Genomic DNA, 14435 nt, shown 5'->3' on the forward strand with positions numbered 1-14435 from the left:
GGTCAACCTGACTTCCATCAATGCGCTTGCGGTCACTATCGTGATAAGTTACTTTCCTCAATTTTTTTTAAAATGGAATGACAAATTTCATTCTATATTTGATTCATAGTCAGTCAAGCATCTATATAAATTTATTCATTTATGGTCAGGCAGTAATTTCGTATCAAGACCCATCAATTGACCTAATCGGGACAAACGACGTGAGACTGTCTCACTGATAACAGCATCCAGATGATGATAATAATATAATGTAAGTTTCTTTTTCCCAACTTTTAACCGTGTTCTCAACAAAAGGTTGGGAAGATTTCCTGATAATGTATATGCCAATCGAAATGCCAGTCCCAATATCACGGCCTGTTCATAATGTTTAGGAGAAAGAATTTTCTTGGAAGCAGACAGGAATTTGTCATTCATGGTGGCATCATAACGTATCGCAATTGTCAAGGCCAAAAAGGCTCGCAACTGATGGTCAAACGCCATGCCGGCCATCCGTAAAATACGATAATAAGCCTGCTCTTTACGATAGGCTGGATGGTCATGACAACCACAATCAGAAATCATACAGGCTACCCAGCGTTTTTGCTGCATATCCTGATCTTCATTATTAAAAAGTGAATCTGTCCACTTGATCAGAGCGGAAGGAAATTCCTGTACACGACCCAATCGTTTACAAATATCTAAAGCTGCAGCTTCTTGTGGATTTTGATTACGATTATTTTCGGCAATAACATTTCGCATATACCAACCTTCCCGAACCCCCTCTGCACAAAAAATAATTTTTGACGGTTTTAAAATCATTAATAACTGTTTCAACACCGTGGCGGCATATGGTAAATCGTTTAACCTTTTATGAATTAAGGCCTGTGTATTTAAATTCCCATCTTTTAGCTTAAGTAAAATCCAATCCACAAGAATTTTTGCTTCATTATAAGAAAGCGTGTAATAATGAACGATACAAATCGGATAAGAAGTGTATTCCATATATAATTGTGCCATTGCTCGAAAAGCACCACCGACCAAATATAATTTTTTCTTTTTGGATTCATGCAACCATTTAACTGATTTTATGTCCTTACCCGCAATAACATTCGCTTTTGGAATTTTCTTGCCTGCACGATCCATCAGGCGAATAACACCCAAAGACAAGGTTTGGGCATTATATCGCTGTTGATTTGAAATTTGCACCAGCTCCATAGAGCCACCACCAATATCCGCAACAACACCATCCGCATTCGGAATACTGCACATTACACCCGCAGCGGCATAATCTGCCTCCTGTTCACCAGTCAATATTTGAACAGGTACACCAGGCATCCATTTATGCAACTTTTTTAAAAATTCATGTCCATCATCTGCATCTCTAACAGCTGCAGTCGCTAGGACAACAAATGGATCCGCCTTCATTGTCGTGGCAATTGCATAAAACCTTTTAAAAACATCTTCGGCTAACAAGACACCTTGCGGATTGAGTTTACCTGTTTTTTCCAACCCGCTTCCCAATCTAAGTGTGGCTTTTTCATTAAAGATAATTACGGGATTACGCTCCCTTCCTTCAAAAACAACTAAACGAACGGAATTCGAGCCCAAATCAACAATTGCTGATCGTATTGAGGAAGAGGAATGGATCATTATTATTTCCTTTGAGGCAAAAAATTATAATAGATTATAGTCTAATCCAAAGGCCTTGTATCCAACGAGGGATTCTCCATAAAATAGTTATGTGCGGAAAAAGGAGGTTCCGAAGATTCAAGACGTTTCCATTTTTTATCCCTCCCCAATTGCCAAGACTGCATATTATCTTTCAGATTTGCAACCATTAACTGATTTAAAATTTTATAATGAATATCTTCTGGCAAGATAGGTATCATTTCCTCGATCCGACGATCCATATTTCTTTCCATCCAATCTGCAGAAGACATATAGACTTTAGCCGATCTTGAAGGAAGCTCGTACCCGTTTCCAAATACAAAAACTCTGGCATGCTCAAGAAAACGGCCAACAATTGATTTGACAAATATATTTTCAGAAAGATTTTTGATACCCGGACGAAGACAGCAAATTCCTCGAACAATTATATTTATTTTTACACCTGCACAAGACGCCTCATATAATTTGTCAATTAATTGTGGATCCACAAGAGAATTCATTTTAAGCCACATCGCACCCGGTTTGCCTGCATTTACAAAAGCAATTTCATCATCAATCAATTCATTTAAGGTTTTACGGATGGTTAGAGGCGAAAACGCAATTTTTTCCATTTTGTCAGGACGTGCATATCCCGTGACATAATTAAATAATTTGGCCGCATCACGCGTTAATTCGGCATTACAGGTAAAATAAGATAAATCAGTATAAATTTTTGCTGTAATCGGATGATAATTGCCAGTGCCAAAATGGGCATAAGAGCGTATGTTTCCCCCCTCTCTTCTAACAACAAGACTCAATTTTGCATGGGTCTTCCAATCGGCAAAACCGAAAACAACCTGCACACCGGCTGCCTCCAAATCCCGTGAAAGACGAATATTGGCTTCTTCATCAAAACGGGCCCTTAATTCAACAATGGCTGTTACGGAAATTCCATTTTCTGCCGCCTCAATTAAAGCTTTGACAATGGGACTGTCCCGGGATGTTCGATATAAAGTTTGTTTAATGGCTAAAACCTGAGGGTCTTGAGCCGCCTGACGCAAAAATTGAATCACAACATCAAAACTCTCGAAAGGATGGTATGCCAACAAATCTTTTGAGCGTAACAGGGCAAAACAGTCCCCGGCACTTTCCCGAATACGCGCGGGAAGATGAGGTGCATAATATGGAAAAAGGAGATCTGGCCTGTTATCAACAATGAGTTGCTTAACATCCACCAATCCCAGTATTCCCTTATGAACCGTCACCTCTTCCGGAGGCACTTCCAGAGCATGGGCAACTATTTCACCAAGTTTTGGAGGGAAATGTTCATCGATATCCAAATGAATCACAACCCCGCGTCTTCTTCTTTTCAAGGCTGTTTCATAGGATCTCACCAGATCCTCCGCTTCTTCTTCAAATTCGACATCTGTATCACGAATAACGCGTAACAAGCCATAATTCGCAATTTTGTATCCAGGAAAGATCGATGAAATAAATATCCTAACCAAATCCTCCAATAAAACAAACCTTTGAATTTTATTGCTACATAACGATAAAGGCAAAGGTATAAAACGCAACAGCTGCGACGGCAATAAAATCATCACATATTTGCGGCTGCTATTTTGGCTAATCAATCTTAAAGCAATTGCGAGATTTAAATTCGGTATAAATGGAATGGGATGGGCAGGATCCAAGGCAATAGGGGTCAGGATTGGAAAAATACGCTCCATAAAAAATTGATGTAACCAGGTCAGATCTTCCTTGTTCAACTCTTCTGCCTTACAAACAATAATACCTGAATCACTCAATAATTTTATAAGTTCATGATAGATCCGTTGCTGGTCACTAAATAGTCCCTTAACCCTTTCCTGAATGGCAACCAATTGTTCTGCAGGTGTTAAACCATCAGGAGAAAGTGCTATCAACCCCTCTCTCACTTGACCGGTCAGTCCCGCAACACGTACGGAATAAAATTCATCAAGATTGCTTGCACTAATGGATAAAAAACGTAATCTTTCCAAAAGTGGATTATGTTTGTTTTCGGCTTCCTCTACGACCCTTTGGTTAAAATCAAGCCATGATAATTCCCGATTAATAAAACGCTCATAATCCATTTTGATATTATTAGATATCTGAATACTGTTTCGCTGTTTAATTTTGCGACCCGACTGTTTCATAGCAATTTTATTTTGTGTCAAATGATTGATATTCGATATATTTTTACGATTTTTTTGGATCATGTAATATTACTTTATACTGAATTATTTGCATTAAAAATTATTTTATTAATTTATCAATTTTAACACAATTTTCTCTAGTTTTTTCAAATAATTCAAAATCACGTTTAATTATAACATATTATTTCTATTTCATTATGAAATTGACAATTCATCAAGAATTTTCATGACTAGATTTCTGGTCATTCCCCCCTGCTCAACAAGGGTTATTTCATCTAACCGTTCAATAAACTGACGTACAGCAAAAGCTGTTCTTGGTAATCGTAACTGAATAATATCCATAATGGACGTTGGAATAACCAATTGCCTGTCAGCTACTAACCGAAGAAATAAAAGCCGTAATAATTCCTCTTCAGGTTGTTCAATTTTAATCGCTATGATCGACCGTAATCGGCTAGCCAAATCAGGCAACTCAACTTCCCATCGAGCTGGTGGAGAACGACCTCCTAGAACGGTTACGATCCGCAACTCTTTGGCCATGTTTAAAATATGCAACAATGAATGAAAATCAGTGACTAGATCGGCATCATCTATAACAATGGCTTTTATTTCTTTATTTTGTAATTTTTCCGACCAATATACAGAAGAGGTTTGTTGTAAAGCAGAAGCTGGAATATATAGGGCCTGTTCCCTTTCCGCCCATATTTGCAATAAATGCGTTTTACCTGTTCCTGAATCTCCCCATATTGCCAAACGTCGATCTGGCCAATCTGGCACATTGTAGGTTGTTTTACTGATCCCAAGCCAGGTCCGTGCAGCAAAATTTGAAGGTGAATGTATAAAATCTGAAGAAATAAAACGAGGCTGATAGGTAAAGGGTAAAGCGAGCTGCCTTGACGTATTAAAAAAACAATTTTGTTTATTTTTTTCCTGCATTACTACTTTACCAAAATTCAATCTATCCTATAAACCCTATTATGGTGTAAAACTATCCTATAACCATTTCAAGATAAACCTATAAAGCAAGAATAGAGGCTGCTTAATAATGAAGTCAGATTTTTCTGAGAATACAGAACTAAATAACCAGCAGGATGAAATCACCTATGAAAATGCTGGTGTCAGTATTGCCACAGGGGATGCATTGATCGAAGCTATAAAACCGGTTGTCTCCCAAACTCATAATAATGGTGTTATGGGTAATCTGGGCGGATTTGGTGCGTTATTTGACTTAAAAGCAACCGGCTATCAAGATCCAATTCTTGTTTCAGGAACCGACGGGGTTGGAACAAAGCTTTTGCCCGCAATCGAAACAGGGCTGTGCGACAATATCGGATTTGATCTAGTTGGAATGTGTGTGAATGATATCGTTGTGCAAGGTGCAAGACCTTTGTTTTTTCTCGATTATTTTGCTACCGGAAAATTAGAGCTTGATCAGGCACAACGTATCATACAAAGTATCAGTAAGGCCTGTGAAGCAAGTGGCTGTGCCTTGATTGGTGGCGAAACAGCGGAAATGCCGGGGATGTACAAGGAAAAACATTATGATCTGGCCGGATTCGCCGTTGGAGCAGTTGAAAGAGATCAGATTTTACCCAAAAATATCACTAGCGGTGATAAAATTATCGCTTTGACATCAAATGGTGTTCATTCTAACGGATTTTCCTTGGTACGCTCAATCGTAAAAGCCCAAAACCTGTCATGGGACGATGTGGCACCTTTCGATCCCAACCAGTTTCTTGGAGAGGCATTACTCGCCCCGACACAGCTTTATGTAAAACCTGTACTAAAACTTCATGAGGCTGGTCTTCTAAACGGGGCTGCCCATATTACAGGCGGTGGAATTGTCGGCAATCTTCCACGTATTTTGCCAGACAATCTTGTGGCTGTTGTTGACGGACAAAGCTGGCCCATGCCACCAGTATTTTCATGGCTGGCCCACGCTGGCAACGTTCAACCAGAGGAAATGCTGAAAGTATTTAATTGCGGTATTGGTATGATATTGATCACATCAGATTTTGAAGCCGTGAATAAACTACTTAATGATACCGATGTCCAAGCCTATATCATTGGCCAGATTGAACCAAAAACAGAACTCGATAATAATCAACAGGTATTCTTCAGCGACCTACCCGATTTTACCTTTATTCCTGAAATTGATTAACAAGGTGAGAACCCTTTAAATGTCGAAGAAAAAACGTATAGCGATCATGATAAGCGGACGCGGTTCAAATATGCGTTCCCTTATTGATGCATGTGCCAAACCCTCTTTCCCAGCATCAATTGAGTTGATCATTAGTAATAACCCGGATGCAGAAGGATTGGAAATCGCCCGCAAATCGGGTATTTCCACTCAAGTCATTGATGACTATGATTTTGGCAATAACAGACAAGCTCATGAACGCCAAATTAATGCGGCCCTTCAAGCCCATCATGTTACAACAGTCTGTCTTGCAGGTTATATGCGACTTTTAAGCCCGTTTTTGATCAATGAATGGAAAGGTAAAATCCTAAATATTCATCCAAGTCTCTTACCAGCTTTTCCTGGTTTAGATACCCATAAAAAAGCCCTTAAAAAAGGGGTTAAGATACATGGTTGCACCATTCATATCGTAACAGAAAAAATGGATGATGGTCCTATTCTAGGTCAGGCAGCAATTCCTGTTCTTCCCGATGATACAGAAAACACCTTGGCAAAACGTGTATTGGACCAAGAACATCTTCTTTATCCAAGAGTTTTAAAGAATTTTCTATTGGGATTTGAAGCTGATTCGACTTCTGATACCCTGATTAATGGATAAATTTAAAAAGGCTGGAGATAAAGATCTCCAACCTTTGGTTTTATACGCAGATTTCAATGTCTGAAAAAAAGAAGCGAATTTCAATAGCTGCATTTTCGGCAGAATCAGATCCATGAACTGAATTGGCCTCAATTGATTCAGCAAATTGCGCACGAATCGTGTGTGCCTGAGCTTTTTTAGGATCTGTTGCACCCATGATATCACGATTTTTTTGAACAGCGTTTTCGCCCTCCAAAACCTGAACCACGACAGGACCACTTATCATAAATTCAACCAGATCATTGAAAAAAGGACGTTCTTTATGAACTGAATAAAAAGCTTCAGCTTGCTGCTTGCTTAGCTGAATACGTTTTTGTCCAACGATTTGTAATCCCGTCCCTTCAATTAAAGCGTTGATTTTACCAGTCAAATTACGACGTGTTGCATCTGGTTTTAAAATTGACAGCGTTCTTTGTAAAGTCATATTGAAATTTCCTTTAATCTGTAAATATATTGCAGAGAAAAAATACTCTATTGGTAAATAGAAGTATTTCTCTTATCTTGTCGATAGTTTTTTTATCATATTTTGCAGGCAAATTTGTGAGTACGCTGGTTATAAATCACCTTACCCTTCGAATTTTAGGTCGCCCCCTCTTGGAAGATGCTTCCCTTACCATTGAGAATGGGCAAAAAGTTGGACTGGTTGGCCGAAATGGAACAGGCAAATCAACATTGCTAGCCGCAATTTCTGGAGATATATCAATTGATGGAGGTGAGATCCTTTTATCAAACCGTATAAAAATGGCACGGGTTAAACAGGAAACACCATCTGGTAATTTATCATTAATTGAAACAGTGCTTTCAGCGGATAAAGAACGTACGCATCTCATAAATGAGGCTGAATCAACACGGGATGGGTATCGGCTTGCTGAAATTCATGAAAGACTAATAGCCATACAAGCTGACAGCGCTCCGGCTCGCGCAGCAACCATTCTTGCAGGTTTGGGTTTTAGTGCAGAAAACCAACAACGTCCTATTTCAGATTTTTCTGGTGGATGGAGAATGCGAGTTGCTCTAGCGAGCACATTGTTTTTAAATCCCGATTTACTGCTCCTTGATGAACCCACCAATCATCTTGATTTAGAAGCGACTTTGTGGTTGCAATCCTGGATCAACAATTTTTCTGGCAGTGCAATAATTGTCAGCCATGATCGCAATCTTTTGAATGAATGTGTTGATGCAATTGCCCATCTTCATCATCAGAAATTGTCCATGACAGTTGGAGGATATGATGAATTTATCAGAGTACATAACGAAAAAATACTTCAACAAAATCGGGAAACTGAAAAAATAGCCGCGAAACGTGCTCATATGCAAGCTTTTGTCGATCGCTTTCGTGCCAAGGCAACCAAGGCCCGACAAGCGCAAGCACGCTTAAAAGCACTTGAAAAACTGCCTGTTTTGGAAGAAATTGTTGAGGAAAGGGCAATACATTTCGAATTTCCCCAACCTGTACAATTACCGCCTCCATTAATTACCCTTGATCAAGTCAAGGTTGGATACGGCGATCATGTTGTACTTTCCAATTTAACATTAAGAATTGATCCAGATGACCGTATTGCCCTCTTGGGTGCAAATGGTAACGGTAAATCAACCTTTATCAAACTTATCGCAGGTTGCCTGAAACCAATGGAAGGTAGCATTCATAATCACACCAAACTTTCTGTTGGTTATTTTGCTCAACATCAGTTAGAAGAACTTATTCCTGGTCAAACCCCATTCAGTCATCTTGAAAAGGTTTTACCAAAAGCCACACCCACTGAATTGAGAGCGCAACTTGCCCGATTTGGATTAAATACCGAGCAAACTGATACCCCTGTTCAATCCTTGTCTGGTGGAGAAAAAGCTCGACTTGTTCTGGCTCTTATCACACGTCATAAACCCAATATCCTATTGCTTGATGAACCTACCAATCATCTGGATCTTGATGCCAAAGAATCCCTAATTCATGCATTATCCTCCTTTGAAGGAGCCGTCATACTTATTTCCCATGATCCACGTCTGATAGAACTGATAGCTGACCGGCTTTGGTTGGTTAATAATGGTACAGTTGAATCTTTTGATGGTGATATCAATGATTACCGTCAATGGCTAACGGATAATAAACGTATCCTTGATTCATCCGTAAAAAATACAGAAACTGGCTCATCTCAAAAATTAGCACGCAAGGAAAGAGCGGAAAAACGGAAAATACTTCAACCGTTAAAAAATAAAATAAAGGCTCTAGAATTACTTATTCAGAAAAATAGTGACGCCTATCTCAAAATTGAACAAAAAATGGCTGCACCAGAGTTTTATTCAAATATATCAGCTGAAGAAATAACAAAATTACAAATCGAATTGGCTGAATATCAAAAACGAAAAAATCAAGCCGAAGAAGATTGGCTTATTTTACAAGATAAACTGGAAAACACCGAAAAAAAATTGTAAATAATTTATAATATACTAACAGGCAATGAATATGATTTCATCATTGCCTGTTAATAAAATATTGAATCAGTCCAGTTTAGGATGTTGATCAATCAGTATCTGTCTACGTCGTTCCAAATCTGCGATTTTTTCATCAATTTCCTCAACTTTTTGCTCTATCGTATCAAAATGTTCTGATAAAATTTCTTTGGCCTCATTACGATCGGAAGCTGTTGGTGTTTCACCTCTTAAGGGTTTATTGGCCGTTTCAGGCATTCGTATTCCTGTCCACAGTCCTATTAATGAAATACCCATCAAATAAAATGCAGGCATATTTAAGTTATGCGTTGCTTCAACCATCCATGCCACAATTGTTGGTGTCATTCCTGCGATTAAAATCGAAATATTAAAAGCAATCGCCAATGCGCTATAACGAATTTGAGTTGGAAAAATAGCTGGCAGGATTGAAGCCATCACACCAATAAAACAATTCAATAATATGGCAAGAATTAATAAACCAATAAATATAAAACCGACTGAATTGGTTTGAATCATCAAAAAGGCAGGATAAGATAATAAAAAAAGTCCAGTGCTACCCCCCAATATAAAAGGACGCCGTCCAATTTTATCACTTGTCATTCCAATTATAGGCTGAACAAATAACATACCAACCATTACGGCAATAATAATCAGTACGCCGTGATTTTCTGAATAATGCAAATTATGTGAAAGATAACTTGGCATATAAGTCAAAAGAACATAATACGTCACGTTGGTAACAATTACTATTCCAACACATATCATTAAACTTTTCCAATATTTACCGGCCACTTCCCGATATGATAGCTTGGGTGAATTTCTGAGGTTTACCTTACTTTCAGCCTCCATATCCTCGACATGCTTTTGAAAGGCTGGTGTTTCCTCCAATTCATGACGCAAATATAATCCTATTGCTCCCAAAGGAAGGGCTAAAAAGAAAGGAATACGCCATCCCCAACTTTCAAACTGCACATCAGAAATCATGCTGGATATCAAAACAACAACACCCGCACCAATTACAAACCCTGCGATGGATCCGAAATCAAGCCAACTTCCCATTAATCCACGTTTACGATCAGGGGAATATTCCGCGACAAAAATTGCGGCACCGGAATATTCTCCACCTACTGAAAATCCCTGTACAAGCTTTGCAATCAATAATAAGACCGGGGACATAATACCAATGGATTGATAACTTGGGATTAATCCAATACTACAAGTACCCAAGGACATTATGATTATAGTTATCGCCAGGATTTTTTGTCTTCCGTATCGATCCCCCAAAATACCACAAACTATTCCCCCCAATGGACGAACAAGAAAAGGAACAGAAAAAGTCCCCAATGAGGCAATCATTTGAACACTTGGTGAAGCATCAGGAAAAAAAACCTTACCCAATACAAAGGCCAAAAATCCATAAACCCCAAAATCGAACCATTCCATTGCATTTCCAAGTGCGGCTGCAGTTATGGCTTTTTTTAATTTATCATCATCGATAATGGTGATGTCATTAATATTCATTGGTTTATATATTTTTTTTGCTGGCCTCATTAATATTTCCTTCAAAAGTATAATTTATCTTCATAAATCAATTTTTTTATTTTTTAAATTTTTTAATTTTTTTTGATTTTAACAAGATTTAAACATTTTAAGGAAAATCTGTCCTTTCATAATCATATTGATCAACAAGCTTTCTTAATGGATCAAAAGCACTATCATTACAATCTTTTACAAATATCTTGCTTTCATTCTCATTGATGACTTCATAAAATATCTTGTTATTCCAATCCGCCTGGCTGATCCCAAGCCACAATACCAAAGTGAAAGGATGGGGTTTTTCATGTTCAGGTTTGTTAATATAATAGTTTTTATCCAGATCACGATTAAACTGAATTTCAACATCCCCAGTGGATGGCGGGTTCTGATGTAATGGTCCCCAACCTTTTAGATTGGATTTTATCCATTTCTTAACCGATTCAAGCTCTGAAGGTGTTAAACTACGTTTTTTGTGCAAGGGCCCAACAACAAGTTCTGCATTGACTATCGGTGGAAAAGTAACAGGTTGAATTTTATCCCTGACCGAAAGCCATATAATCATCACAATGGTAAGACAAACGATTAATACAAGGGTTAAAATTATATTTTGCTTTCTCATTCTTTTATTTTTTTACTTTTAAAACTGCTTGAATAACACGGTTAACCTGAGCATTCGAAAGTTCTGGATGAATAGGTAATGCCAAAATCCGTTTGGAAACTTCCTCTGATACTGACAAATATGTTCCATCATGATAGGAGTGATAGGCAGGTTGTAAATGCAATGGTAAGGGATAATAAATGGCCGAGGGAATATTTTCAGCCTTTAACGTATCTTGTACAAATTTGCGTTCTGCTTCATCACTTAATAGAATTGAATAAATTGCCCAGGCACTTTTACTATTTAATACCCGAGCGGGTATTTTTACACAAGACAAAAGCGCGGCATCGTATAAAGTTGCAATTTCTTCTCTTCTTACAAGCTCCTCTTCAAGATAACCGAATTTGGCCAACAATATTGCTGCCTGTATCGTATCCAAACGTCCATTTATTCCCGTTCGCAAAACCTGATAACGTGTCTGTCCTTCGCCATGCGAACGCAACGAGCGATAAAGTTCAAACTTTTCTAAACTGTTTGTAAAAATTGCACCACCATCCCCATAGGCTCCAAAAGGTTTGGATGGAAAAAATGAGGTGATCGTGGCATCTGCCTGACTCCCCAGCTTCTTTCCATGATATTGACCACCAAAGGACTGAGCACAATCATCCAACAAAAATAAATTTTCATCGTTAGCAATCTGGCATAATTCATTCCATGGCGCAGGCTGTCCAAAAAGATCTACCCCAATAATGGCTTTAGGTTTTAATTTATTTTCTTTTTTAACCTTATCAATTGCACTTTTGAGATTAATTGGATCAATTTGAAAAGTTTCAGGATTAATATCAACAAAAATGGGAGTTGCACCCAGCAATAATGGAACCTCAGCTGTTGCTGTATAGGTAAATGCAGGTAAAAATACAGCATCCCCTCTTCCAACATTTTCACCCATTAACGCAATCTGGATTGCATCTGTTCCAGATGAAACCCCTATACAATATGAAGCCCCGACATATTCCGCCAAACGATCTTCAAGTTCCTGAACTTCAGGTCCTAAAATAAACTTTCCATGTGAAAAAACCTTGTCTATACGATCTTTTAAAATCTTTCCTATACGTGCCTGTTGTTTGTTCAAATCTAAAAATAATATCGGATCATTCATATTCACCTCTAGTATAATTTTTTAAATTATCTTATTCGATTTTTTGATTTCGTTCATTTAATTCGACAAATGTTTAAATTCAGGCACTAATTTCTGCACATATGTTATTGCCTCAACAACATCATTATTATCACATGCATATCTAATCCGATCGATATATTCAGTAACCACCTTGATATCCATACCTTTGGGCGTTGCCATCAATAAACCGTCATGATCAGTTGGAACTGGGGCTTCACGACCATAAAATAATTCCTCAAATAATTTTTCACCAGGTTTTGCTCCGGTAAATTCTATGACTATATCCTCATCCGGTTTTAACCCGGCAAGGCGAATCATCTGACGTGCCAAATCCAGAATTTTTATGGGTTTTCCCATATCAAGTACAAAAATGCCCCCCTGATGCAACATCTCATCCGTTTTGTCTCCATTCCCAAATCTTATTGTTGCTCTTACGCTAGCCTGTAAAACCAACCCTACCGCTTCTGGAATAGTCATAAAATAGCGTTGCATATTTGGATCGGTAACCGTCAAAGGTCCTCCATGACTCAACTGACGCTTGAACAGGGGAACAACAGATCCTGTTGAGCCAAGAACATTTCCAAACCTTACCGTAATGAATCGCATTTTGCTCATACCCAACCATTCAAAGCCCTGATTTTTCTTTTCAGGATCATGGTCACGAATGGTTTTATCGAGAGACTGACAATACATTTCTGCAATTCGTTTTGAAACACCCATAAAGCTTGAGGGATTAACCGCTTTATCAGTTGATATCATAATAAATGCCTGTGTCCCGCATTTAACAGCAGCATCAGCCACAACACGCGTGCCAATAATATTTGTTAAAAATCCCTCGATTGGATTATTCTCGATTGTAAATACATGTTTCAAAGCTGCAGCATGAAAGACCAAATCTGGTTTATATTTTTGAAAGAGGGAATCCACTCTTTTCTTTTCTCGTATATTGATTAAGATCGTTTCCCTTAAACCTGCATATTTACTTTCCGATAATTCAATATTTATCTTCCATAGTGCATATTCGCTTTGATCAAGCAACAATAATAATTTAGGGGATAAATCAGCAACTTGCCGAACCAATTCTGATCCTATACTCCCTCCCGCACCTGTAATGGCCACGACTTTGCCCTTTATCATTTCAGCCATGCCAGCACGATCCAAGACAATCTGTGGCCTGTTCAATAATTCATCAAGAGCAATCGGTTTCAATTCTAAATTGTCGGCAGGTGATAAATGGGTAATTACTGGTGTTCTCTGAACATCAATATTCCATTTACCCGCAATTGCTAAAAAATCCCGCAATTGCTCCCCTCTTAATTCTTGACCAATAATCACGAATAAAGAAGGTAATTTTTTTTGTGCATCAAGCTGTGTAAGTATAACAGAAAAATCATCCAAACTTCCTAAAATGGGAATATTATGAATACGATGACCTTTTCTATTCTGACGAAAAGAGATCAGTCCCATAACCGATAATGCGTTTGAATGATCAAGCCGTATAGCCCGCATAAACAGATCAATATCTGCATCATTTCCAACAATGATAATTTTTCTTTTTTTATTGAAATAATTCCTAAATGCTTCTGCAGATAAAATCCGGTAACCTATTCTACCACCGCCCATTAATAGCAAAAGAACCATTGCATAAATAAACGGAAATGTCACGGAAGGTAATGGATATCCGGTTACATATAATAAACAGGTGAATAATATCGCACTGCCTACAGATGCAGCGGCTATATTTAACAAATCCGCTATCCCGGAAAAACGCCAATATTGTTGTGGAATATGAAATGGTATTCCACTAACCAGCAAGGTCAATACACCACCCGTTAAAAACCATAATGGATGGATAAACCCGCCCTGTGGATCAGAAAGCCAACGTGCCAATGGAGCGGCAATGGCTGCCAACAGACCATCCATAAAAATATTGATAGCAATACGATTAAATATCTTTTTTTGTTGGCTAGAAATAGTTACACTAGGCTGTTGCAAAATCACTTTTCCATTTAAATAATGTAAAATAACTTTAT

General features: G+C 38.2%; 11 protein-coding genes. 3 read left to right on the plus strand and 8 right to left on the minus strand.

Annotation, left to right across the window (positions count from 1 at the left end):
• Positions 1–135 precede the first annotated feature (135 nt).
• From GM552_RS05385 to GM552_RS05395, 3 genes are all read right to left on the minus strand, one after another.
• Positions 136–1629, minus strand: coding sequence for a Ppx/GppA family phosphatase (locus GM552_RS05385; RefSeq protein ID WP_155565593.1), 1494 nt, complete (start codon positions 1627–1629; stop codon positions 136–138).
• A 41-nt stretch (positions 1630–1670) separates the two neighbouring features.
• Positions 1671–3866, minus strand: coding sequence for an RNA degradosome polyphosphate kinase (locus tag GM552_RS05390; RefSeq protein ID WP_155565594.1), 2196 nt, complete (start codon positions 3864–3866; stop codon positions 1671–1673).
• A 132-nt stretch (positions 3867–3998) separates the two neighbouring features.
• Entirely contained in the window at positions 3999–4739 is a 741-nt protein-coding gene (locus GM552_RS05395) for a DnaA ATPase domain-containing protein (RefSeq protein ID WP_155565595.1), read from the minus strand.
• 109 nt (positions 4740–4848) lie between these two features.
• Here GM552_RS05395 and purM point away from each other — a divergent pair, with 109 nt between their 5' ends.
• Both purM and purN read left to right on the plus strand, forming a co-directional pair.
• Entirely contained in the window at positions 4849–5964 is a 1116-nt protein-coding gene (gene purM / locus GM552_RS05400; protein WP_155565596.1) for a phosphoribosylformylglycinamidine cyclo-ligase, read from the plus strand.
• A gap of 19 nt (positions 5965–5983) precedes the next feature.
• Entirely contained in the window at positions 5984–6601 is a 618-nt protein-coding gene (purN, locus tag GM552_RS05405; protein ID WP_155565597.1) for a phosphoribosylglycinamide formyltransferase, read from the plus strand.
• A 40-nt stretch (positions 6602–6641) separates the two neighbouring features.
• Here the strand turns inward: purN and ndk are convergent, their stop codons facing one another.
• Complete coding sequence (gene ndk, locus GM552_RS05410; RefSeq protein WP_155565598.1) at positions 6642–7064, minus strand: nucleoside-diphosphate kinase; 423 nt, start codon at positions 7062–7064, stop codon at positions 6642–6644.
• A gap of 116 nt (positions 7065–7180) precedes the next feature.
• On the opposite strand from ndk, the gene GM552_RS05415 reads away from it, so the two are divergent.
• A complete protein-coding gene (locus GM552_RS05415; RefSeq protein ID WP_370533597.1) occupies positions 7181–9070 on the plus strand; it encodes an ABC-F family ATP-binding cassette domain-containing protein in 1890 nt (629 codons plus the stop codon).
• A gap of 66 nt (positions 9071–9136) precedes the next feature.
• Here the strand turns inward: GM552_RS05415 and proP are convergent, their stop codons facing one another.
• From proP to GM552_RS05435, 4 genes are all read right to left on the minus strand, one after another.
• Entirely contained in the window at positions 9137–10639 is a 1503-nt protein-coding gene (proP, locus tag GM552_RS05420) for a glycine betaine/L-proline transporter ProP (protein ID WP_155565600.1), read from the minus strand.
• Positions 10640–10736: 97 nt separating this feature from the next.
• Entirely contained in the window at positions 10737–11243 is a 507-nt protein-coding gene (locus GM552_RS05425) for a hypothetical protein (RefSeq protein WP_122123727.1), read from the minus strand.
• 4 nt (positions 11244–11247) lie between these two features.
• On the minus strand, positions 11248–12381 hold the full coding sequence (locus tag GM552_RS05430) for a DegT/DnrJ/EryC1/StrS aminotransferase family protein (RefSeq protein WP_155565601.1): 1134 nt from the start codon (positions 12379–12381) through the stop codon (positions 11248–11250).
• A gap of 57 nt (positions 12382–12438) precedes the next feature.
• Entirely contained in the window at positions 12439–14397 is a 1959-nt protein-coding gene (locus GM552_RS05435; protein ID WP_230882763.1) for a nucleoside-diphosphate sugar epimerase/dehydratase, read from the minus strand.
• Between the last annotated feature and the right edge of the window lie 38 nt (positions 14398–14435).

Origin of the sequence: Commensalibacter sp. ESL0382 (assembly GCF_009725775.1) — a bacterium.
Lineage (GTDB): Bacteria > Pseudomonadota > Alphaproteobacteria > Acetobacterales > Acetobacteraceae > Commensalibacter > Commensalibacter melissae.

Bases quoted from the DNA above. Each gene is read 5' to 3' on its own strand.
- GM552_RS05425 (WP_122123727.1), bottom strand. From the start codon at position 11,243: ATGAGAAAGCAAAATATAATTTTAACCCTTGTATTAATCGTTTGTCTT.
- ndk (WP_155565598.1), bottom strand. From the start codon at position 7,064: ATGACTTTACAAAGAACGCTGTCAATTTTAAAACCAGATGCAACACGT.
- GM552_RS05395 (WP_155565595.1), bottom strand. From the start codon at position 4,739: ATGCAGGAAAAAAATAAACAAAATTGTTTTTTTAATACGTCAAGGCAG.
- GM552_RS05385 (WP_155565593.1), bottom strand. From the start codon at position 1,629: ATGATCCATTCCTCTTCCTCAATACGATCAGCAATTGTTGATTTGGGC.
- GM552_RS05390 (WP_155565594.1), bottom strand. From the start codon at position 3,866: ATGATCCAAAAAAATCGTAAAAATATATCGAATATCAATCATTTGACA.
- purM (WP_155565596.1), top strand. From the start codon at position 4,849: ATGAAGTCAGATTTTTCTGAGAATACAGAACTAAATAACCAGCAGGAT.
- purN (WP_155565597.1), top strand. From the start codon at position 5,984: ATGTCGAAGAAAAAACGTATAGCGATCATGATAAGCGGACGCGGTTCA.
- proP (WP_155565600.1), bottom strand. From the start codon at position 10,639: ATGAGGCCAGCAAAAAAAATATATAAACCAATGAATATTAATGACATC.
- GM552_RS05430 (WP_155565601.1), bottom strand. From the start codon at position 12,381: ATGAATGATCCGATATTATTTTTAGATTTGAACAAACAACAGGCACGT.